This is a genomic window from Alloprevotella sp. OH1205_COT-284, from assembly GCF_003859795.1.
Lineage (GTDB): Bacteria > Bacteroidota > Bacteroidia > Bacteroidales > Bacteroidaceae > Alloprevotella.
This window is the reverse complement of the sequence record NZ_RQYI01000015.1, coordinates 30,013-52,487: the sequence shown is the minus strand read 5'-3', so window position 1 is coordinate 52,487 and position 22,475 is coordinate 30,013. Positions and strand designations below refer to the sequence as shown.

Annotated in this window: 15 protein-coding genes, 1 rRNA gene and 1 pseudogene; 7 read left to right on the top strand and 10 right to left on the bottom strand. The window is 52.7% G+C overall.

Annotated elements, in window-relative coordinates; all coding sequences use genetic code 11:
• Window positions 1-295 (bottom strand): 16S ribosomal RNA (locus EII14_RS05275); the annotation flags it as partial.
• 1,311 nt (window positions 296-1,606) lie between these two features.
• Between EII14_RS05275 and EII14_RS05270 the strand changes: the two genes are divergently transcribed.
• Both EII14_RS05270 and EII14_RS05265 read left to right on the top strand, forming a co-directional pair.
• Window positions 1,607-1,927, top strand: a complete 321-nt coding sequence (locus EII14_RS05270) for a hypothetical protein (protein ID WP_124931515.1) — start codon at window positions 1,607-1,609, stop codon at window positions 1,925-1,927.
• Between the two features lie 48 nt (window positions 1,928-1,975).
• Window positions 1,976-4,033, top strand: coding sequence for a YgiQ family radical SAM protein (locus tag EII14_RS05265; RefSeq protein ID WP_124931514.1), 2,058 nt, complete (start codon window positions 1,976-1,978; stop codon window positions 4,031-4,033).
• A gap of 81 nt (window positions 4,034-4,114) precedes the next feature.
• On the opposite strand, the gene EII14_RS05260 is transcribed toward EII14_RS05265, so the two are convergent.
• The 9 genes from EII14_RS05260 to EII14_RS05220 form a co-directional block, all read right to left on the bottom strand.
• Window positions 4,115-4,843 carry an HAD family hydrolase gene (locus tag EII14_RS05260; protein WP_124931513.1) on the bottom strand — a complete coding sequence of 243 codons (729 nt, stop codon included), beginning with the start codon at window positions 4,841-4,843 and terminating at the stop codon, window positions 4,115-4,117.
• Window positions 4,844-4,906: 63 nt separating this feature from the next.
• Window positions 4,907-5,914, bottom strand: a complete 1,008-nt coding sequence (locus EII14_RS05255) for a lysylphosphatidylglycerol synthase transmembrane domain-containing protein (RefSeq protein ID WP_124931512.1) — start codon at window positions 5,912-5,914, stop codon at window positions 4,907-4,909.
• Window positions 5,915-5,921: 7 nt separating this feature from the next.
• On the bottom strand, window positions 5,922-6,884 hold the full coding sequence (locus EII14_RS05250) for a CDP-alcohol phosphatidyltransferase family protein (protein ID WP_124931511.1): 963 nt from the start codon (window positions 6,882-6,884) through the stop codon (window positions 5,922-5,924).
• A gap of 108 nt (window positions 6,885-6,992) precedes the next feature.
• Window positions 6,993-7,838 (bottom strand): hypothetical protein, encoded by an 846-nt coding sequence (locus tag EII14_RS05245; protein WP_124931510.1) that lies wholly within the window; start codon window positions 7,836-7,838, stop codon window positions 6,993-6,995.
• Between the two features lie 75 nt (window positions 7,839-7,913).
• A complete protein-coding gene (locus tag EII14_RS05240) occupies window positions 7,914-8,627 on the bottom strand; it encodes an NDP-sugar synthase (RefSeq protein ID WP_124931517.1) in 714 nt (237 codons plus the stop codon).
• Between the two features lie 116 nt (window positions 8,628-8,743).
• Window positions 8,744-11,389 carry a DUF5686 family protein gene (locus EII14_RS05235; RefSeq protein WP_124931509.1) on the bottom strand — a complete coding sequence of 882 codons (2,646 nt, stop codon included), beginning with the start codon at window positions 11,387-11,389 and terminating at the stop codon, window positions 8,744-8,746.
• 491 nt (window positions 11,390-11,880) lie between these two features.
• Entirely contained in the window at window positions 11,881-12,951 is a 1,071-nt protein-coding gene (gene pdxA, locus EII14_RS05230) for a 4-hydroxythreonine-4-phosphate dehydrogenase PdxA (protein WP_124931508.1), read from the bottom strand.
• A 30-nt stretch (window positions 12,952-12,981) separates the two neighbouring features.
• The gene (gene rlmN / locus EII14_RS05225; protein ID WP_124931507.1) at window positions 12,982-14,082 is read right to left on the bottom strand and encodes a 23S rRNA (adenine(2503)-C(2))-methyltransferase RlmN; all 1,101 of its coding nucleotides are present in this window, start codon (window positions 14,080-14,082) and stop codon (window positions 12,982-12,984) included.
• Window positions 14,083-14,201: 119 nt separating this feature from the next.
• Complete coding sequence (locus EII14_RS05220) at window positions 14,202-15,560, bottom strand: threonine/serine exporter ThrE family protein (protein ID WP_124931506.1); 1,359 nt, start codon at window positions 15,558-15,560, stop codon at window positions 14,202-14,204.
• 263 nt (window positions 15,561-15,823) lie between these two features.
• Between EII14_RS05220 and EII14_RS05215 the strand changes: the two genes are divergently transcribed.
• The 5 genes and pseudogenes from EII14_RS05215 (at window position 15,824) to EII14_RS05195 (ending at window position 22,357) form a co-directional block, all read left to right on the top strand.
• Window positions 15,824-16,564 carry a 16S rRNA (uracil(1498)-N(3))-methyltransferase gene (locus EII14_RS05215; RefSeq protein ID WP_124931505.1) on the top strand — a complete coding sequence of 247 codons (741 nt, stop codon included), beginning with the start codon at window positions 15,824-15,826 and terminating at the stop codon, window positions 16,562-16,564.
• 2 nt (window positions 16,565-16,566) lie between these two features.
• Window positions 16,567-18,047: pseudogene (locus tag EII14_RS05210) on the top strand (RNase adapter RapZ).
• 28 nt (window positions 18,048-18,075) lie between these two features.
• On the top strand, window positions 18,076-20,472 hold the full coding sequence (locus tag EII14_RS05205) for a carboxypeptidase regulatory-like domain-containing protein (protein WP_124931504.1): 2,397 nt from the start codon (window positions 18,076-18,078) through the stop codon (window positions 20,470-20,472).
• 60 nt (window positions 20,473-20,532) lie between these two features.
• Window positions 20,533-21,360 (top strand): orotidine-5'-phosphate decarboxylase, encoded by an 828-nt coding sequence (pyrF, locus tag EII14_RS05200; protein WP_124931503.1) that lies wholly within the window; start codon window positions 20,533-20,535, stop codon window positions 21,358-21,360.
• 19 nt (window positions 21,361-21,379) lie between these two features.
• Entirely contained in the window at window positions 21,380-22,357 is a 978-nt protein-coding gene (locus EII14_RS05195; protein ID WP_124931502.1) for an endonuclease, read from the top strand.
• Window positions 22,358-22,475 lie beyond the last annotated feature (118 nt).

Below are 22,475 nucleotides of genomic sequence, written 5' to 3'. Positions count from 1 at the left end.
CCTACTGATCGATGGCTAGGTGGGCCGTTACCCCGCCTACTACCTAATCAGACGCATCACCATCGCATACCGATAAATCTTTGATCAAATCCTCATGCGAGAACTTAATAACATCGGGTATTAATCTTACTTTCGCAAGGCTGTCCCCGAGTATGCGGCAGGTTTGATACGCGTTACGCACCCGTGCGCCGGTCGCCGGCAGAAAGAGCAAGCTCTTCCCCCGATGCCCCTCGACTTGCATGTGTTAAGCCTGTAGCTAGCGTTCATCCTGAGCCAGGATCAAACTCTTCATTGTAAATATTTATGATTTGTTTTTCTGTTTCAAGATGCCGTATCTATTTGAAGTCTAAAAATTGACGTTTGCAAAACGATTTTCATCAGAAAATCTTTCACCCGAGCATTTACGAATAAATGCTCTCGTTGTTCTTGTACTTCTGTTTTCGTTTATGTAAATAAGTCAAAGTTCATTTGCCTCGAAACGCAGAGAGCGTAGTGCTGAAAGCAAGTTCGCCTTGCGTCTCGATTGCGAATGCAAAGGTAGAACAAAGTTTCTTATGCTGCAAGCCTTACACGAAAAAAAAAATGAGATTTCCTCAAATACCAGATATTTGAAACCCACAATTAACAAAAACAGCAAGTTTGAGGCAAAAAATCCTCCTTTCAAGACCGTGATAAAACAGCACACTCCTCAAATAAAACCGCAGCAAAACCACCCCTACCCTCTCCGCGTTTCACTCGAACGCGCCTTTGGCGACATTGTGGAATATAGTTTTTCAGGGGGAATGCCCCATAATGAGTCATTCCCCCTATGATCATCTCGTGAAATCGCCGAAAAACATACACTACACCTTGTACATATCTGTATATCAGCGAAATGCGAGTGTAGGCAGGCAGTGTAACGATATACACGGAAAGAGGATAAGTATATGATACACAGAATAAAAATGAGTGTAGACAAATTTTCCCAAAACCTACACTGCCTACATGGTTGCTATGTCGGACAGCTGAACGCCTTCCCGATACAGAGTGTAGGTTGTAAGAACGAATGTAGTTTATTTTCTGCGTTGTCTACATTCACAACAGTCTATATTTCTGTGATTTAAGTAGGAAAGTGTAGACAATGTAGAGAAAAAGAAGAAAAAATCTTGGTAAAGGCTGAAAGTTGCTTTTTTCACAGAGAATTGTTCCGGTTTCTCTTCGGTTTGTCCGAATATGCTTTAATGCGCCGGTGCGCGTCTTACCCAAGGAGTAGTGCTAACGGAATAACGAGTAGAAAAATCTAAGCAACGAGTAGAAAAGACTTCTTCCTATCCGGTTGTTTTTTACACAAGGCGGAGTTGTGTTTGCCATTCAGATAGGGAAAACAACTTGAACGGCATCGCCCACGCGCGCGCATATTAATATTGATTTTGCCTCCGCTGCTTCCGCAAAAAGAGCAATCCGGCAGGAAGGTTATCGACCGGGAGAGAGCTTTCGGCTCAAATGCGGAAGAAATTTCGCAGAAGAGCCGAAAACCATGGAACGGAGAAAGAGTATTGCGAAATTCGGCGTTGCGAATTGAAAAGAAATTGTATTTTTGCAGTAAGAAATCCTTATTTTTTAGGCCATGTATGACATCCAACTCAACGAAAGCGGTACACGCCACCTAACCGTGAGCGAAGCAAATTTGAAAACGATAGAAAAACATGCTCTTTTGCGAGATCTTGTCGATTCGACGGGCTATGTGACGGAAGAGGTGTTGGACAAGCTGAAACACAACGTGCGCGCACTGATTGCATCGTCGTCGGAGAATTCCAAAGATTTGCTTGATTTGTGCATTGACGTGATTTATCATGAAAAGATGAAAGCCTTCGGTTTGAAAAACCTGATTCTTCTCTTCTTGGAATGGGAAAACGGACGGGAGCACCGTCAAGAGATTGAGGAGTGAAAAGCCTCGCAACATCAACAGATTTGATCATTTTCCGAGAACACCGCCATGCCACAACTCACTGACTGGCTTCCCACTACCAAACGCGAAATGGAACTTCGCGGCTGGTCACAACCCGATGTCATTCTTTTTTCGGGCGATGCCTATATCGATCACCCTTCTTTTGGGGTGGCCGTCATCGGTCGGCTCATCGAAGCCGAAGGTTTCCGCATCTGCATCGTACCCCAACCCGACTGGCATGGCGACTTCCGCGATTTCAAACGCTTTGGTCGTCCACGATTGTTTTTCGGTATTGCGCCGGGGAACATGGACTCAATGGTCAATCGCTACACGGCGGCACGACGTCTAAGGTCGGAGGATGCTTACAGTCCCGACGGCCGACACGATATGCGTCCGGAAATGCCGACTATCGTGTACACACGCATCCTCAAAGAGCTGTATCCCGATGTGCCGGTCGTGTTGGGAGGCATCGAGGCATCGTTGCGGCGAGTCACCCACTATGATTATTGGAAAGATGCCATGCGCCCCTGCCTGCTCGAAGAAAGCGGTGCCGATTTGCTCATTTATGGCATGGGGGAGAAGCCGATGGCCGAATTGTGTCATCTGACGGAAAACAAACTCTGCCACCATAAAGAAGATTTGTATGCCGACGCCGAGAAGTTCAGAGCACTGCTTCGGAAATATCCGATTCGACAAACCGTAACGTTGGAGCACGAGGCCGACATTCCCGGAGGCATCGGAGAGGAGGACATAGTGTTGCACTCTCACGAAGAGAGTGTGCGCGACCGCAAACTGCATGCGGCCAACTTCCGACATGTCGAAGAAGAGAGCAACAAACTCGAACCTCAACGCATTTTGCAACAAATCGGCCGTTGGAGAAAGCCGGAAGAGAAAGCCAAAGAAAACTTCGACCCTCGATATGCCGTGGTCAATCCGCCCTACCCTCCGATGACGGAAGCCGAGGTGGACAGGTCGTTCGATTTCCCTTACACACGCCTGCCCCACCCCAAATACAAGGGAAAAACCATTCCGGCATACGAGATGATCAAGTTTTCGGTCAATATGCACCGCGGTTGTTTCGGCGGTTGTTCTTTCTGCACCATTTCGGCTCACCAAGGCAAATTCATTCAAAGCCGCTCGAAAGAGAGCATTTTGCGCGAAGTGAAGAAAATCACGCAGATGCCCGATTTCAAAGGTTACTTATCCGATCTCGGCGGCCCTTCGGCCAACATGTATGGCATGAAAGGGAAAAATCTCTCAATCTGCCAAAAATGCAAACGTCCTTCGTGCATTCACCCCGGCATCTGCCCCAATCTCAACGCCGACCATGCCCCGATCGTGGAGATTTTCAAAGAGGTCGATGCCCTTCCGGGTATGAAAAAGAGCTTTGTGGGATCGGGCGTGCGCTACGACCTCCTGCTCCACCCCTACAAAGACGAACGACTGCGAAAGGCGGCCATGGACTACACGCGCGAACTGATCGTCAATCATGTTTCGGGACGCTTGAAAGTTGCTCCCGAACACACAAGCGACCGCGTGCTCCACTTCATGCGCAAACCCTCCTTCCGCTTGTTTCATGAGTTCAAAGCCGTGTTTGAACGCATCAACCGCGAAGCCGGATTGCGGCAACAGCTTATCCCTTACTTCATCTCGTCGCATCCGGGATGTGAAGCCGAAGACATGGCCGAACTCGCCGCCATTACGAAAGATTTGGACTTTCATCTCGAACAGGTGCAAGACTTCACGCCCACTCCGATGACCGTGAGCACCGAGGCATGGATGAGCGGCTATCATCCCTACACGCTCGAACCGATGTTTTCGGCACATACGCCCGACGACAAACGCAAACAACACATGTTCTTCTTTTGGTATAAACCCGAAGAACAACGCCGCATCGTCGAAGAGCTGCGACGCCTCGGACGCACAGACCTGATTGCACGCCTCTATCCGAAGGGATTGGGCGGAAGTCGGGTGCAAAGCTCATGGCACACCGATAAGAAGAAGCATGGAAAAGACGCATCGCGCCACGACACCTCACCCTCTCCTCGCCAGCATCGCCCCGATGCGCCACGCGAGAAAAAAGGCAACAAACGCCACAGACGATAAACCTTTCTCACAAAGACTTCAACAATGCCCTCCTTTGTTCCGAAGAACGAAAGAGGGCATTGTCGTTTTTAGGCAAGGGATTTATTTCAATATGTCGAGCAGTTGCGACAGGCGGGTGATGATGTGCGTAGGGAGCGTTTCGTCATATTGTTTTTCCTCCCATTCCTCGCCTTTGAACCAAATGGTTTGACAGCCGATCTTTTGTGCGGGCACGATGTCTTTACCATAAGAGTCGCCAATGGCGATGCACTCATCGGCTGCTGCTCTGGCTACCTCCACGCCAAGTTGCCAAATGGCAGGGTCGGGCTTTCGCACACCGACAACGGCACTTTCCACGATGTCGGGAAAGAAACGGTCGATGCCGTAAGCACGCAGCACAGCACGAATATTGCCATAGAAATTGGTGACGAGCACGAAGCGATACCCCCTTGTGGCAAGTTGCGCCAAAATGCTCCGACTCTCGGAAACGATGTTGCGCGCAAACCCGTCGCAATAGTCGGCCACATGGGAGGCTGCGCTCTCGGCTTGTTCGGACGAAAGCACGATAGTTTCGGAGGCACGAAGAAAATCGATTTCGATGCGTATTTTCTTCAAGAGCAACTCACGGAAATCATCGGCTGGGGAAATCACCGGCGATTTTGCCAACATCCGCTCTCCGTGAACATAAGCCTTGCGCCACGCTTCACCCTCCACTTTTCGCATTTCGGGGAAACGAGCCGCCACATGCCGATAGCCGTCGAGCAAGACATAGTTCCAGTGGCGGGCTGCGGTGTCGAGTGTTCCGCCATAATCGAAAAGTAAGGTTTTCATGTTGTTGATGAGAAGCAAGAGAATGATGAAAAGGAATGAAATGAAATTGCCGCGGGGAAAGGGCTACTTCATGAGGTGCCGATTGCCGACTTTGACCAACGAAACGCCGACCACGATCCAAAAGATCTCGCGAATGCGGGTGAAAAAAGAAACGTAAAGGCCAATGGATTGGGGCACACCGGAAAAGAGAAGCGTAACGATCACCGCCAAACTCCCCTCGCGCGCTCCAATCTGCATGGGCAAGAAAAACAACAGATTGCCCACGAGAGAAGAGAAGCCGAGCAAAATCAAAGCCTCGACAAAAGTAACGCCGGACATGCCAAAGGCCAAGAGAATGAAATAAAATTCAAAAGCATTGAGCAATCGCCCCACATATTCGAGTGCGAGCGATCCCCAAAGTTGTCGAGGATGTTCGTAGAGGAAACGAATGTTGGCATCGATGGTTTGGAAGCCTTCTAAATTGCGTTCATAAAAGCGGCGTGCAGGACGACGCAAAAAGGGGATATAAAAAAAGAGGCGAAACAAACGCGCGATGATGCCGTGCTTATAGCTGTAACGAAAAAAAAGAATGGCGGCCAAAAACACCGAAAGATAGAGCGCAAAGAGTGTCCACAAGAAAGGCGACATTTTCTCAAAATAGCCAACAACGAAGACCAAGAGCGAAGTTGTCCAAAGAAAGAAATGACTGAACACGTGCATCATAGCATAGAGTGCCACGGAAGAAACGGCGCGCGGCATGCCGATGAAGCGCGAAAGCTCCATGACCCGATAGGGACTTCCTCCCGAGCCAAAAGGCGTGGTGTAAGAAAAAGCGTAGCCCGAAAGCGTCAGTTTGACGGCGTGGCGAAAAGAGAGGTGTTTGTCGTGATCGGAAGTATTGACCAACATCTGAAAAGCCCATGCGTTGAACGCATAAACAAAAGCCCAAATGCCGACCACGCCGGGAAGATACAGTAAAACGGCCGTGCGATTGCGGCGGATGACGTCCCACCCTTCGGGAAACTGCCACACCATTATCCCGATGGCACAAAGTCCGAAGATCAAAAAGAGGTTGCGATAGAGCGGTTTCATGCAGAATCTATGAAGCGAGAAGTTGTGCGTGAAGCCGGCGACACAGACTTTCGTGACGACGGCGCATACGGAGATAAATGAAATGAAACACGGTGAGTTCGCACAGCGGATAGAACACCACGAACCACGGCACCACGACACCGACCGACAAGGAGAAGTAGAGCGTGAACGCACGCCAATTGAACGTAATGGCATTTGCCCATTTCATCAACGGCAAACTGCCTCGGCGAAAATCGGCAACAAGTTCTTCCGGCAGAACACGACCATAGCGCGCTTCCAATTCGCGTTTGAAGGCTTGGAAGGCAGGCGTGTCTTTCTCTTGTCCGGCAGTGTAATCGCAATAGAAACGCAAAAACAACTTCCATGCAAAGCGGTCGCGCCACGCCAAACGGCGATATTCTTCGCGCAATTTTTCAGAACGATCAAGCTCGCTGCCACTCTCACCCTTGATGAAATAGAGATGAATGTTTCGATAATAGTCGGCCAAACGGCTTTGCACGGCGTGAATGTGAAAACCGACGTAGTAAAGAACAGGGAAAATCCACCAACTCCACAACGGACTTTCGTCCCAAAACGGGAAAACAGATTGGCGCATAAGGCGCAGAGCGATAGCGGCGTAGATGCCGACAAACCAAACATCGCCGGCGAAACCATCGAGAATGCGCCCCCAAAGGGTTTTCTTTCCCGTCATGCGCGCCATTTGTCCGTCGGCCGAATCATAGAAATTAGCCCACATCAGCAAAGCGATGCCGATGAGCGTATTTTCCCAACTGCCTTCGCCAAATGCCATAAAAACACCGGCTGCGACTCCGATGAAAATACTGAGAACGGTGACAACGTTTGGGTGAACACCAAACGAATTGAAAGCTCTCGCCCACAGCAATCCTATGGGGCGGGTGAAATAAATGTCGATATTTTCTTCGGTGTCGCGACTTTTGAAAGTGGAGCGGAGTTGAGAATCGGAAGACATAAGCGTATCATAAATGGGTGTTAAAAACGAACGATACTTTTTCGTAGGCAGTTGTTTTTTTCTTTGACCTCATCAATTTGTTTCCAACACCTACTAAAATTAAAAACATCACTCTGCACTGCGGTCTTGAAGCAAAGAGAGCGTTCGTTCGACAATGGCAATGGCAGCCTCTTGGGCGTAGTCGCCAAACGACGGCCAGTCGTTGAAATCAATGACGGAAAACTCACCATTGCTCCCGATCACCGCATCACCGCCATAGAAGAGCATTCCGCTCGATCGGGCAATTTCATCAGCCGTTTGCTTCAAATCGTGCGAAGAGAAAGGAAAGAACGACGGTGTTCCGTTGTGCTTTTCAAGTCCGAACTTGGAAAATCCGCCGTCGGTGGGATAGGTGTATCGGAAAAACTCCGTTCCTTCGACACCGTAAAACTTGATGAGATCCCCTTCGAGGTGCTCTTCGGCAACAACATCGGCATAACCTTTTTCCATGAAATAAGTCATCGCTTCGTCGAGCTCCTCGCGCGTCGTCACAAAGCGGACATCCCCGGCCGTTTGCGCGCAGGCATCTCCGCGTTTCAGCCAAAGCGGAAAAGACAGCCTTTCGGCCACGGTCGCCGTTTCACGCTCATTGGCCACATATCGTGCGCCGACTCCGCTCCGAGCGATCAGCTCCGACAGTCGGGAGCGGCTGTTTTCGAGCAAACCATCGGGTGCATTGAGCACGAGCAGTCCTCCGCGCTCCCAAGCAGACAAACGGCGCAAAGTTTCGACAGACCGCCCCATTGAGAGCACGGCTTCGGCATCGGGAAGTTCATCGGGCAAACCGCTTTCATCAAGCGTCCGAATGGCTCGGCCTCGCAACACGAATTGAAGCACAACGGCCTTGAAAACAGTTTCGTCGCGCGTCGTGCTGTTGGGCGAAAAACGCGCATCGCGCGAAATGAGGTAGATCACGGCAAGAGGGAAAATGATGAAGAAAAAGACATTTGAAAACGGTACGAACAGACATCCGCGCCTGCCCGCAAAAGATTATCCGCGCAGAAAGTGCTCAGCCTTCTCAATGTCGGTCACATGGTCTACATCGAGAATTTTCGAGAAAAGATGCGCTTTCAGTTTCAAGCCGTCTGCCACAAGTCCGCGTTGAAAATTGCGCATCCGGCTCTGTCCCTCCGCCATGCAGCGCGAGAGGGTGCGAAGTGCACGAGGCGTCAAAGCGTATATTCCGCCCGATATGAAGCGACAACACGAATGGGGGCGGTCATAAAAGCCACGGATGTTCATCTCCTCGTCGGTATGGATATAAAGCGGTTTTTCGTCATCGATGAAATCCGTCACGCCCATCATGCCGTCACAGCCCTCGGCGAGGGAGGTTTTGAAAGCGGATATATAATCCCGGAAGTCCTTTTCCCGAAAAACGGTATCGACCGTTGTCAAACAAAACGGCGCGTTTTCCAAATAGGGAGAAAGCTCCGCGAAGCTGTGCATGGACGAAGGGGTGTTTTTGACGATTAAGCGCAGACGGCGATGAGGGTGTTCCGCCATCAGACTGCGCACGTGGGCGGCCGTCTGCGGATGTCGCTCATTGACGATGATCACCACTTCTTCCGCATCGTTGTCAAAAAAGATGCGCAACAGACGATCCAGCATCGGTTCGCCATTGAGCAAAACGAGGGGTTTGGGCAACGCCACGCCCTCTTCGACCAAACGGGCACCTTCGCCCGCAGCAATAACAGCAAACTTCATCATCGTAACAACGTTGAAAGAAAAATTGAAAAACTCTCGGCGACACAAAGGGCACGCCATCTACGACACAGCACCGCATCCGGCGGACACAGTGCTGTTTTCGTCTTTTCGCGAAATCAGAAAATCACACGAAAAGTAAATCGGATACCCCATTTAGAGGTTTGCGGATCATCAAGATAAGAGAAACGACGCACATAATCCACATGGAGAATTTTGAAGATATTGTGTATGCCGACTGCCGCCTCGACGTAGGGTTGCTTGGGATTCATCACTCGACTCGTTGAACGATACGAACCGTCGTACCTGAACTCTCCGGGAAAGAAAAACAAATCGACCTGATCTTTGTTTTGTTCCAAATAGGGATTGTTCTTATCGGTGAGTTTTCCCCACAGACAGTTGACCCCGATATGCTCACGCCATTTCAGTTTTTTGAGGAGCGGAATTCTGTTGAAGATTTTCCCGTGCAAATTCCAGTTAAACAACAACTGCGCGTAGCGGTCGTTGAGAAACTCCATGTTATTGACGAGATAAAACATTCTGTCTTCGTAGATATAAGACAGGTTGGTCTTGGGCATGCAAAGGAGCGGGAAAGGCACCTTGTTCCACTGCGCGCCGGCAGTCATGTCGAAGTCCATGCGCCCCCACGAATGCAGCCAAACACGTTTGCGAACGCCGATTTCAGTCATGTTGTAGGTGTAATCGCTCGCAATGCCTTTTACTCCCACCGTGTGAGAAATGCGATAAATGGGAGCTTCCTTATTGACTCTGATGCGTCGCTGTTTGGTGTTGATGTAGGCCACTCCGGGCTGATATTGCAGCAGCATGGAGAGGTCAGTGGTTGAGAGGAAGCGACGGTTGAGTGCCGCCAAGCTGACCTTATCGGCCGGCCCATAGGGGCGGGGATTGTATTTTCCCTCGTCATCGTAGTGCAAGCCCACCGAAACCGGTTGATAAAAGAGGTGATAAGTCGGTTCGGTGTTGTCGTGGCGCAACTGCGTTTTCCATTGCAATCCATTCTCCCACTCCCGATCGTAGTAGAGTTTGAAACTGCGGCTGTACATCATGTGCTTGATCGGCGCCCACTTCACGGCCACAAACACGTTGTCCTTATCGGTGGAGAGATATTGGTCGGAGGGGGTCATCACGTCGTAAGAGAAGTTGAACGTGAGGTTCGACACGGGAAACTCCATAGGGAGGTAGTTCTTTTTATTGAAAGAATAGGTCAGATCGGCCATACCCTTCCAACGCTGGTCGCGAAATCCGTAGGCAATATATCCGTGCCAAAAGAAATGCGGACTGAAATTGGCCGTCGATTGCAACGATCCGCGCAAACGCACACCGTCGACGGGATTGGTGGTCACAATGGTATTGACGGGCCCGATGTCGAGCTTCGACGGATTTTTCTCATCTATGGAGGTGGGCACGTAGTTTTCGATCAGCGACTTCCCAACCCAGATAAACGGCTTCAACCCTTTCATATTGAGCAGTCGGCTCACGAGCAGCGACATATTTCCTTCGCTTTTGGTAAGTTGCTCTGTGCGATGCTCTCCCCAAAAGACGTCGGGCTGCATGCGTGCATCGGGTTCGATCTTGGTGTTTCCTTTGAAGCGGAACAAACGCGGCGACAAGGGGGTGAAAGAGAAGTTGGAGTATTCGGTGTAGCGTTTCACCTCCAAGGTTTTCAGAAACTTGGCCGCCTCCAACACGACAAACATATCGTTTTTCACCATCACTTGCTCTCCCGACGGCAAACGATCGAACGTTTGGGTTATGTTGATGCGCTTGACGTAGTTCACGGTAGATTTGATCGGTATGCCGATGTCGGCTTTGGCGATGCGATAGGTAGAGTCGGCCTGTATGTAGAGCGAACCGGTGAAACCGAAATCTCTGGAATTGTTGGGGCCGAACGAGACTTGGATGCACTTCGTGCCTTCCACGTAGGTTGTGTCTTCGATGAAATAACGATAGAAAGCGATCGCGCTTTTTCCGGCAATGGGGCTGAGAAACTGCGATTGGACAAAGCGAATATCATCTTCATAGATATTGACCTCGGTAAACACATCCTGCAACATCGACGTGAGTATGTCGCCCGTGTCGATGAGTTCGTTCATGCCGGTGGTGCGCTGGCCTTTGACGATGGTTTTCTTCTCGTTGTTTTCTTTGCGATAGATTTCCTGCGAAACGGTTTCGTCCACCGAAAGCGGCAGAATGAGTTTTCCGGTTTCCTTGGAGATTTCGACATGCTCTTTTAAGAAAGCGAAGTTTTTGAGTGCGCCGTCTTCAAAAATTCTCGGCGTGACATCGCTCAAAGCAAACGAAAGTTTGTCATACTTCTCAACGCTGTAATAGTCATTGCGGTCAAGACGAACAGCCTTTTTGGCTGCAATCACCTTCTCCATGAGGATCACGGCCGGGTTGTTTTTGCGCGAATATTTGGTGCGCTTTCCCCTAACGGTGGCTTCTCCCAAACCGAAATCGACGGCTTTGATTTTGATCAAGAGCGAGTCGGTGTTTTTGGGGCGGAGTGTCGTTGTTTCATAGCCTATGCTCGAAACGATGAGTTTTTCCCCTTTTCTGAACGGTAGTTTGAATCGTCCTTCGAGGTCGGTTTGCATACCAGCCTTTCCGCCTTCGTAAGAAACATTGACAAACGGTGTGGGCTCTCCGCTTTTGGCATCGACCACACGCCCGACAAGGTGTTGTGCACAAACAGACAACACGCCGAACAATAATAAATGAAATAAGAGAAATGTCCTCTTCATAATTTGGATAATCCTGCAAAAATATTCGGACGACGCGGAAATACGCCTCTCCGACGTAGTGACAAACCTTTGTCTGCCCATTGCCGACAAAAGTAACGGCAAAAATACAAGATTTACCCGACGGACATCGGAAACTCCATCAAGAAAGCCCGAAATACAACGATATTTAACCAAACATCGACTGCTAATGTGTGGTTCAGATAGCATAAGCCTAAACACTCATTACCTTTATTCCGACATGGAGCGGTGCTTTTCGGTCGGCATGCCACAAATTTCGGCAAAAGCCTTTCGCGCTGCGGAGTGGAACGAGAAAGCCGACGAAAGCCTTCGCCCCGCATTTCGGAACGGCCGTTGCACAAGCCTCATCGCACGGCGCACAATTGGCATCGAAGGAGGAAAAATCCGCTCAACCGCCGAATGTCTTTTAGCAGTCGTTGAAGTGTTTTTTTTCTTATCGTCAAACAGTTTTTATCCGTCGGGAAAAAACTTTGTCATCCGTTGAACGTCCTGCGATTGTCGCGCCGTTCATGACTGCCGAAAGGCAGCGGATTGGCATGGACTTCATCGTAGCGCGCACGATTGCGATAGATGTCGATCGCCGCATAGACGGCTTGCAACAAGGAGACTTCGGAAGCCTTTCCCTTTCCCGCAATGTCGTAGGCCGTGCCATGGTCGGGCGATGTGCGCACGATGTCAAGCCCGGAGGTGTAGTTCACGCTTTCGCCCATTGAGAGGGCTTTGAAAGGCGCCAAGCCCTGATCGTGATACATGGCGAGCACGGCATCGAAATGTCTGTACATGCCGGCACCGAAAAAGCCGTCGGCACCGTAAGGGCCGAAACAAGGCATTCCCTCTTCGTTCATTTTTTGCACGAGGGGGCGGATGATGTCGTTTTCCTCGTTGCCAAGCAGTCCGCTGTCGCCGCAATGGGGATTCAGACTGAGCACGGCAATGCGCGGCGCACTCAAACAGAAGTCGCGTTTGAGGCTGAGGTGGATTTGTCGAAGTTTTTCCTCGACGCGATCGGCCGTGATGCTGTCGGCCACTTTGCTCAGCGGCAAGTGGGTGGTGACGAGCGCAACACGCAGCGTTTTGTTCATCAGTATCATCAAGCCGTTGCTGCCGAAGGCCGATTGCAGATACTCCGTATGTCCCGGAAATCGGAACTCATCGCTTTGGATGCCGGCTTTGTTGATGGGACACGTGACGAGCACGTCGATCTTTCCGGCCTTGGCATCGGCCACCGCGGCTTCGAGCGCGAGGCGTGCCATGCGTCCGGCTTCGGGCGAAGATTGTCCGGGCTCGATTTTCACCTCGCTCTCTCCCACCACATCGACGAGGTTGAGTTGTCCGTCTTTGGCTTCGGCGGCATCGCCCACCACGCGCCATGTGGCAGTTTGTTCGAGGGTTTTCCGATAATAGGAGGCTACTTTTTCGCTGCCATACACAATGGGCTGGCAAAGGTCGAAGATTTCGTTGTTGGCAAAGGCTTTGAGAATTAGTTCCCAGCCCACTCCGTTGGTGTCGCCGTGGGTGATGCCCACTCTTATTTTGGCTGTCATAAGCATTGAGATTTCGATAAAACAATAGGTTCAAGCGCGCTCTTCTTCCAACTTTTTGGTGGTGAGCATGCCACAGGCGGCATAGATGTCTTGTCCGCGCGAGGCGCGAATGGTGGTGGTGATGCCGCGGCGCGTGAGATAGTCGCGAAAATGCACCATGGCTTCGTCGTCGGTGCCTTCAAAAGGACTGTCGGGAATTTTGTGAAAGCGTATCAGATTGACGCGGCAATCCAGCGGGCGAAGCAGACGCACGAGGGCGTCGGCGTGGCGGTCGCTGTCGTTAAGGTCGCGAAACACGATGTATTCAAACGTGAGCCGCCGCTGTTTCGTTCCCTCTTCGTAGTCTTCGTCGGTTTTGCTGCAAAAGTCGTAGCGTTTCAACACCTCTATCATATCTTCCAAGCCGAAGGCTTTTTCGGCCGGCATCATTTTGAGCCGTTCTTCCGGGAAGGGATGATGGAGCGAAATGGCAAGGCTGCACGCGCTCTCTTCGAGAAAACGCTCCAAGCCCTTGGCCAGCCCCACGGTGGACACGGTGATGCGTTTCGGACTCCAAGCATAGCCCCACGGCGCGGTCATGGCGGCAGTGGCGCGCAGCACGTTGTCGAGATTGTCGAAAGGCTCGCCCTGCCCCATAAAGACGACGTTGGTGAGCGTCGTGCGCTCGGGCAGACTGTATATTTGGTTGAGAATATCGGCCGCCGTAAGCTGGTTCATAAATCCTTGTCGGCCGGTCATGCAAAAGGCGCAATTCATCTTGCAACCCACTTGCGACGAAACGCAAAGCGTGGCGCGCTTGCCGTCGGGTATGTAGACACTCTCGATGTAGTGCCCCTGAATGGTGCGATAGAGGTATTTGATCGTGCCGTCTTTCGACTGCACGCTTTCCACCGGTGTAGAGATGCCGATCACGTAGTTGTCCGACAAGCGTTTGCGAGCGTCTTTCGAGAGGTTCGTCATGCGGTCTATCGAGCGGACGTGCTTGTCGTAGATCCAACCGCAGATTTGTTTTCCCACAAACTTGGGCAGTCCGAGTCCCACGGCGACTTCGGTGAGTTCGTCGAGTGTCAGTCCGAGCAACACTTTTTTTTGTTCGTAGCCGTAGATCGTGCCCTTGTAGATGAGTTTCATGCGATGATGAGTGTGAGGTGTGGGGTGAATGGTTGAGTGCGCGCGGGCGCGGTGTTTTTCTCCATATTCCGGAGAGCCGTGTGTGGCCTTTCGGCGGACACGGGCGTGCGAAAGTCGGATCAGTCGAACTCGGAGAGATTGACAAATTTTCCTCTCTTTCGTCGTTCTTCGATGAGGTCTTGCAACTGCTGTTTTCGGCTCGACGCGATCCATCGACGGGCAAAGATGTTGGGTATGGCCACTCCGATCGAGATGCAGAGCACGATAAGGGCGGCGTCGAGCAGAAAGTTGAACGAACGCAGAAATCCCTCGATTTCGTTGCCATATTGGATGAATCCGAAGAGGCCTCGATACATCATGATGCCGGGCACCATGGGGATGACACTCGGAATGGCCAACACGTGGTTGGGGCTGCGCGTGGGTTGCACGAGCCGAACGGCCAGCAGCGAAATGAGCGATGCGCCGGCGAGCGTGCCGATGATCAGCCCCTGTCCGAGCTCGAAAGCCACGAACATACGCGTGCACATGGCCAAAATGCCCAAGGCGGCCACGGCCGGAAGTGTGCGGCGCGGCACGTTGAAAATCAAACCGAACCCCATGGCCGAGATGCCCGTGGCAATGGCGGCTTCCCAATAGGATATGATAGGCGTCATGTCGAGCATCGTGAGGAAATTCGTCACGCCGCAAATGCTCACAGCCAGCACGATGCCGAAGGTCATCGAGGCGATTTGCACGACGGCGTTGGCAAGACGCGCCAAGCCCATCGACAGGTAGTTGTCGATCATGTCGTCCAAGAAGTTGATGAGTGCCACACCCGGCACCAGAAACAGGGCACACGACAGGAAGGGATGATAAGGCCTTTCGGTGAAGCCTTCGGGCATGACATAGAGCATGAGCCACGCCGTGAGCGTGGCCACAAAGGCGGAAAGGGCGGTGACCATGTAGAAGTTGAAGCGGTCTTTGAGCAGAAAAAAGCGCAGGGAAAATCCGGCCAATCCGGCCAACATCGCCGGCACGAACGACGGCCAGTCGCCGCCGAAAAGCACCGAAAAACCGCCGCAGCCCATCGACGCACCGAGTGTGACCATCCAAGCCGGATAGTCGGGCTTCATGCGGCGAATGCGCTCCACCACGCGCTCGAAACGTTGCACCGAATAGTCTTCCTGAATGGCACGCCACGACAGCTGGCTCACGGCTGCAATGGCTTTCATGTTGATGGTGTAGCGATCGGAATGTACAAAGCGGCTGAACGAATGAGCCTCGTCGCTGTAATTGACTTTGAGCGTGCCATAGAGCACATCGATGTGCAGATGTTGCTCGTCAAGTCCGAGAAAAGCAGCAATGCGTTTCATGTTGCGCACAATTCGGTTCGTGTCGGCGGCACTCTCCATGAGGAGCATGCCGACGGTGAGCAGAATGGTGAGTTTGCGATGCACGTGCCTTGTTTTTGCGATGAGTTGTTCGGTTTCCGATGACATATCGTTAAGACATTGGTTCGGCGCAAAGATAGTAATTTCTACCCATACCACACGTGTCTTTGCCTACCTCAGAGGTAGAAAATTCTACCTCAGAGGCCGTTTTTTTTAGCTCTGAGTTAGTTTTTTCTGCTTGCCCATGCCCGTTCGCCTCTGTCGAAAGGCAGCTTTTCAAAGCGGTCGCGCGCGAGAAAATGCAGGTTCGGAGGCAAAGAATGGAGCGGATTTCTTCAAAAAGTCGTAACTTCGCCCTCAAAACAAAACTCATGAAAGAAACGCACCTCTTTTTCGCCCCCGAAATCGAACGCACCGCCATGCTCCCCGAAGAGGAGGCCACCCACGCCCTCCGGGTGCTGCGCATGCAGGAGGGCGACCCGATTTGGGTGACCGACGGCGGCGGACATTTCTTCGACTGCACCATTTCCCTGATCGAAAGCGGAAAACGACCGCGATGCCTGCTGAACATAGACCGCAAGAGGGAATGGCAACGCCCTTGGAAAAGCGACATACGGCTGGCCGTCGCTCCGACCAAAAACATGGATCGCATCGAATGGTTTGTGGAGAAAGCCACCGAAATCGGACTCGACGGATTTCATTTCGTGGAATGCGCCAACTCCGAGCGGAGAGTGCTCAAAACGGAGCGTGTGGAGAAAATTGCCGTCAGTGCCACCAAGCAGAGCCAAAAAGCCGTGAAGCCGGCCGTGGAGGAGCTGACAAAACTGAAAACCTTTCTTTCACAACCCTTCGAGGGCGATAAGTTCATCGCACACTGCTACGAGCAAACCGACATTTCGACCGACGGGCAAAAACCCTTTTTGCTCGACGTCGTCAGTGCCGACCGGCCGACACTTGTGCTCATCGGCCCCGAAGGCGACTTCTCGGTGGAAGAGGTAAGACTGGCCGAAGCGGCCGGTTTTCGGAGCGTGACGCTCGGCCAAAGCCGCCTGCGCACCGAAACGGCGGCGTTGGTGGGCGTTCACTTGATGAACCTCAAAAAAAGCCACTGACTATGGACGCTCTCTCCCTACTCCATGCCGAAGTGTTCGGACGTGCGCCACACGCCGTCACGCCCCTGACACAGGCCGGCTCCAACCGTACCTACTATCGCCTATCGGCAAACGACGGAACGAGCAGCATCGGCGTCGTGGGCAGCAACCGTGCCGAAAACAGAGCCTTTCTTTATCTGGCACGACACTTTGAAGACAAGGGCTTGCCCGTGCCTCACATCATTGCCGCCACTCCCGACGATTCGTGCTACTTGCAGCAGGATTTGGGCAACCTTTCGCTCTACGATGCCTTGGCCGAAGGCCGACGGAGAGGCGGACAATTTGACGCGCGCCAAACGCAATGGCTCACGGCGACCATGCGACTGTTGCCACACGTTCAGATCAAAGGAGCGGAGGGTTTGGACACGAACCGCTTGCTCCCCCCGACGGCTTTTGATCGGCGCACGGTGCTCTTCGATCTCCACTATTTCAAATACTGTTTCTTCAAAGTGGTCGATGCTCCCATGCCCGACGAATCGGCTCTGGAAGACGATTTCGAGCATTTGGCCGACAACCTCGTGGCTTGCTGCGGAGAAAAACCCTGTTTCCTCTATCGCGACTTTCAAGCGCGCAACGTGATGCTGGTGGAGGACGAGCCGTATCTGATCGACTTCCAAAGCGGCCGTCACGGTTCGCTGCACTACGACGTGGCTTCTTTCCTTTGGCAGGCTTCGGCCGGCTACACGCCGCAACTCAGAGCCTTGCTCCTCGACGAATATCTCGACGAAGCGGCCACACTTGCGCCGATAGACAGCGGGAGATTTCGCAGCGAACTCCGTTTGTTTGTGTTCTTTCGCACTTTGCAGGTGTTGGGGGCATACGGCCTGCGCGGATACTTCGAGCGGAAGCCTCACTTTCTTCAATCCATTCCTCCGGCCATCAACAATCTGCAACGACAACTGGACGAGGGCGTGGCTGCGCCCTACCCCGTGTTGCAGGAAGCCTTGCGATCGCTGGTTGCCCTTCCCCGATTTTCAAACTCACACTCATGAACGCTTCTTCTCCCTCCACCGCCGACACCCGAAACGACCGCCTCGTGGTGCGCGTGTTCAGCTTTGCTTACAAGAACGGCATGCCGGCCGACGAAAACGGACACGGCGGAGGCTACGTCTTCGACTGCCGCAGCACCCATAACCCCGGACGCTACGAACCCTACAAAATGCTCACCGGACTGGACGAGCCGGTCATCCGCTTTCTCGAAGACGACGGCGAAATCACCGACTTCCTCGAATGCGTCTATCGCTTGGCCGACAACCATGTGGCGCGCTACATAGACCGGGGCTTCACCTCGCTCATGTTTGCCTTCGGCTGCACGGGCGGCCGACACCGCAGCGTCTACTCGGCACAACATCTGGCCGAACATCTCAACGACAAGTTCGGCGTGGAGGTGCGGCTCGTTCATCGCGAACAAAACATCGCCCAAGTTCTCCCGTCGCGACAATAAACACCCCGACGACACGTTATCATATATCATGACACAACGGCTCTCCCTCCTCTTCTGCATCGTCTGCTGCCTCGCCGCGAGCGTGGCGGCACAAACGCGTTGCAGGGTGTTTGGCACGGTGAAAGATCAAGACGGCGCGCCTATCGAACTGGCTGCCGTGCGCATTGAGGGCAAACCCCTACTGACCACCACCAACCTGAGTGGACGCTATTCGCTCTCGTTTGTACCGACCGACACGGTGGTGGTGGTTTTTTCGATGATCGGCTACGAAACACGCAAACGCACCCTCGTCGCCCCGCTCGACTCGATACGCATCGACGTCGTGCTGCCCACTTACGGCATGGTGCTGGGAGAGGCCGTGGCCAAGGCACACGGTGTGCAGAGCGGAACGACCCAAAAGATCAAACCGACCGACACGCGCCTCTCGCCCTCGACCACCGGCAACGGCGTGGAAGAAATCATCGCCACACAGGCCGGCGTTTCGACCAACAACGAACTCTCGTCGCAATACAACGTGCGCGGCGGATCGTTTGACGAAAACGTGGTCTACCTGAACGGCATCGAGGTCTACCGCCCCTTATTGGTGCGATCGGGGCAGCAGGAAGGACTTTCGATCATCAACAGCGATATGGTCGAAAGCATCGGTTTTTCGTCGGGAGGCTTCGAGGCGCGCTACGGCGACAAGATGTCGTCGGTGCTCGACATCACCTACAAACGTCCCACTCGTTTTGAAACGTCGATCATGGCTTCCATGCTCGGCACCAACTCCTATGTGGGTTGGGGCAACGAAAAGCTGTCGTTCATGACCTCGCTGCGACACAAAACAACAAGACACCTGCTCGGATCGCTCGACACCGACGGAGAATACAGCCCCAACTTCATCGACTATCAGCTCTATCTGTCGTGGCGCCCCTCGCGCAGGTGGACGCTCGACGTGTTGGGCAACATTTCCGACAATCACTACCGCTTCAAACCCTCCGACCGGGAAACACGATTTGGAACAATGTACGACGCCAAATCGTTCAAGGTTTATTTCGACGGTCAGGAGAAAGACCACTTCCACACACTCTTTGGTTCGGCAACGCTTACCCGACACTTCACTCCCGACACTTATCTGGCAGTGCAACTCTCCTCGTTTGGCACGAAAGAGCAGGAAACCTACGACATTCAAGGACAATATTGGCTCAACGAAGCCACCTCGCAACAACAACTCGGCGTGGGAACCTACATGGAGCATGCGCGCAATCGGCTTCGCGCGCGCGTATATAATATAGGCCTGCGATTTCGCAGCAAAATCAAAGGTCACACCCTGCAAGCCGGTGTGGATCACCGCAGCGAAACCATACGCGAAAATGCACGCGAATGGGAGATGCGCGACTCCATGGGCTACTCCCTCCCCCATTCTCCCCACGAACTGAAACTCATCTACGCCCTCCGCTCAAAAAACGAAATCGACACCCGACGGCTCGAAGCATTCGTCCAAGACACTTGGAGGAAAAACACCTCGGCGGGCTTGTTTAACCTCACCTACGGCCTGCGGCTGTCGCATTGGGATTGGAACAACGAAACCATCATCTCGCCACGCGCCTCTCTCGGTTTTCTGCCCGAAGCCAACGACCGCTGGACGCTACGCTTGGCCACGGGGCTTTACTATCAGACGCCTTTCTACAAAGAACTGCGCGACACCACACTGAGCGAGGGGATCGCCACCGTACGCCTCAACCGCGAACTCAAAAGTCAGCGTTCGGTGCATTTTGTTCTCGGTGGCGACTACACGTTTCGCATGATGAACCGTCCCTTCAAGTTCACGACGGAAGTTTACTATAAAGCCCTGTCGAATCTCATCCCCTACACCGTCGACAACGTCCGAGTGGTGTATGCCGGCCGCAACCTCTCATCGGGCTATGCCACCGGCATTGATTTCAAACTCTTCGGGGAGTTTGTGCCCGAAACAGACTCGTGGCTCACCTTCTCAATCATGAAAACGGCAGAAAAACTCGACGGACGCTGGCTGCCACGCCCCACAGACCAAAGGTTTAACCTCTCGCTCTACTTCACCGACTATTTCCCCGGCTCGTCTCGTTGGACACTCACCCTCCGTGCCACATTGGCCGCCGGCCTGCCCTTTGGCCCTCCCCACAGCCAACGCAACACTCACACATTTCGCGCACCGGCCTACAAGCGGGTGGATGTCGGTTTGAACTACCTCTTGTTCAAATCGGAACTCCGCGACGGACGACGGCCGCTCAGAGGAACGGGACGCTACCTGCGCAACGCATGGCTCGGACTGGACTGCCTAAATCTGCTCGGCATCAGAAACGTCAATTCCTACTATTGGGTGACCGACATCACCAACACGCGCTACGCCGTGCCCAACTATCTCACCGGCCGACAGATCAACCTCCGCCTCGCGCTCGACTTCTGAACCGCACGACGACATCGGCTGCCAACGCATCTCACGAAAACCTAAAAATATCACCTTTCCATGACCAAGCAAGAACTCATCGACAACATTCGCCGCAAACAGAGTTTTCTCTGCGTAGGGCTCGACACCGATCTCCAAAAGCTGCCGCCTCATCTCTTGGAAGAAGAAGATCCCATCTTTGCTTTCAACAAAGCCATCATCGACGCCACCGCCCCCTACACCGTGGCCTACAAACCTAATCTTGCCTTCTACGAATGCTTCGGCCTGAAAGGATGGATGGCGTTTGAAAAGACCATCGACTACCTCAAAACCAATTATCCCGACCAGTTCATCATCGCCGACGCCAAACGCGGCGACATCGGCAACACCTCGGCTATGTATGCCCGCTGCTTTTTTGAAGAAATGGGAGTACACTCCGTGACCGTCGCTCCCTACATGGGGGAAGACTCGGTCACGCCCTTTTTGCAGTATGACGGCAAATGGGTCGTTCTCCTCGCACTGACTTCCAACAAGGGAAGCCACGATTTTCAGCTCACCACCGACGGCGAGGGCGAACGTCTTTTCGAGAAAGTATTGCGCACAAGCAACCAGTGGGCAGGCGACGACCGCATGATGTATGTCGTCGGAGCGACACAAGGTCGCTTGTTTGAAGACATCCGCCGCATCGTCCCCAATCATTTTCTCCTTGTCCCCGGCGTTGGCGCACAAGGCGGAAGTTTGGAAGAAGTTTGCCGCTACGGCATGACCTCCGAATGCGGCCTGCTCGTCAATTCAAGCCGTGGCATCATCTACGCCGACTCTTCAAAAAACTTCGCTCAGACCGCTGCCGAAAAAGCATGCGAACTACAACAGGAAATGGCCGACCTGCTCACCATGCGCGGTTTGTAATCTTTTAACCATCCATATTATGAAAAAGTTATACCTCCTCTTTACCGCCTCAATGGCGGTTCTCACCCTTTTCGCCCAACCTCGCCCCGGCTATTATGCCGCAACCAAAGGCGCAAAAGGATATGCTCTGAAAACAGCTTTCCACAAAATTGTCGGCTCTCACAAAGACCGCGGATACAATGCGCTATGGACGGCCTACAAAACCACCGACCGACGCCCCGACGGAAAAGTGTGGGACATTTATTCCAACGCCACCAACTACGACCACGACCATGACAGGGGAGGAAACTACAAAAGGGAAGGCGATTGCTTCAACCGCGAACACACCGTTCCGCAAAGCTGGTTCAACAAAGAAAATCCCATGCGCAACGACGTTTTCCACGTATATCCTTCCGACGCCTACGTCAACAACCGCCGTGGCAACCTCCCTTTCGGAGAAGTCGGCAATATCACCTATCAGAGCAAAAACGGCTTTTCAAAAGTAGGCGATTCCAATACGCCGGGATATTCGGGAAAGGTTTTCGAGCCCAACGATGAGCTCAAAGGCGATCTCGCCCGCACCTATTTCTATATGGCCACAGCCTACGAAAACCGCATCGCCTCGTGGAACAGCCCGATGATGTCCAACAATCGCAATTCGGGCTATAAGGAATGGGCGATCCGCCTGCTGCTCAAATGGGCAAAGGAAGACCCCGTGAGCCAAAAGGAAATCGACCGCAACAACGCAGCCGAGAAATTTCAAGGCAACCGAAACCCCTACATCGACTTCCCCGGATTGGAACAGTACATTTGGGGCGAACACAAAGACATGGCATTCGATCCCGACAACTACCAAAATCCCACCGGCATCTTCTTGCCCGAAGACAAGCCCAAAACGCATGTCGATGTCTACAACCTGTCGGGGCAAGCCGTGCGCCGTCGTTACCCCGCCGAGCATCTCAACCGTCTTCCCTCCGGCCTCTACATCGTGAACGGCAAAAAGGTATTGGTGAAATAAATCCCGACGGGCACAAAGCCTCTGTTTTTCCCCTCTCCATGCAGAAAGCCGTGCCCCCCCATGGTAACAAGACGTTGCCGAAACCTCACGGTCAAAAGCCTTTTGGTCATCGTCAATG

Coding starts and splice junctions, on each gene's coding strand:
- EII14_RS05270 (WP_124931515.1), top strand. CDS start 1,607: ATGTATGACATCCAACTCAACGAAAGCGGTACACGCCACCTAACCGTG.
- EII14_RS05265 (WP_124931514.1), top strand. CDS start 1,976: ATGCCACAACTCACTGACTGGCTTCCCACTACCAAACGCGAAATGGAA.
- EII14_RS05260 (WP_124931513.1), bottom strand. CDS start 4,843: ATGAAAACCTTACTTTTCGATTATGGCGGAACACTCGACACCGCAGCC.
- EII14_RS05255 (WP_124931512.1), bottom strand. CDS start 5,914: ATGAAACCGCTCTATCGCAACCTCTTTTTGATCTTCGGACTTTGTGCC.
- EII14_RS05250 (WP_124931511.1), bottom strand. CDS start 6,884: ATGTCTTCCGATTCTCAACTCCGCTCCACTTTCAAAAGTCGCGACACC.
- EII14_RS05240 (WP_124931517.1), bottom strand. CDS start 8,627: ATGAAGTTTGCTGTTATTGCTGCGGGCGAAGGTGCCCGTTTGGTCGAA.
- EII14_RS05235 (WP_124931509.1), bottom strand. CDS start 11,389: ATGAAGAGGACATTTCTCTTATTTCATTTATTATTGTTCGGCGTGTTG.
- pdxA (WP_124931508.1), bottom strand. CDS start 12,951: ATGACAGCCAAAATAAGAGTGGGCATCACCCACGGCGACACCAACGGA.
- rlmN (WP_124931507.1), bottom strand. CDS start 14,082: ATGAAACTCATCTACAAGGGCACGATCTACGGCTACGAACAAAAAAAA.
- EII14_RS05220 (WP_124931506.1), bottom strand. CDS start 15,560: ATGTCATCGGAAACCGAACAACTCATCGCAAAAACAAGGCACGTGCAT.
- EII14_RS05215 (WP_124931505.1), top strand. CDS start 15,824: ATGAAAGAAACGCACCTCTTTTTCGCCCCCGAAATCGAACGCACCGCC.
- EII14_RS05205 (WP_124931504.1), top strand. CDS start 18,076: ATGACACAACGGCTCTCCCTCCTCTTCTGCATCGTCTGCTGCCTCGCC.
- pyrF (WP_124931503.1), top strand. CDS start 20,533: ATGACCAAGCAAGAACTCATCGACAACATTCGCCGCAAACAGAGTTTT.
- EII14_RS05195 (WP_124931502.1), top strand. CDS start 21,380: ATGAAAAAGTTATACCTCCTCTTTACCGCCTCAATGGCGGTTCTCACC.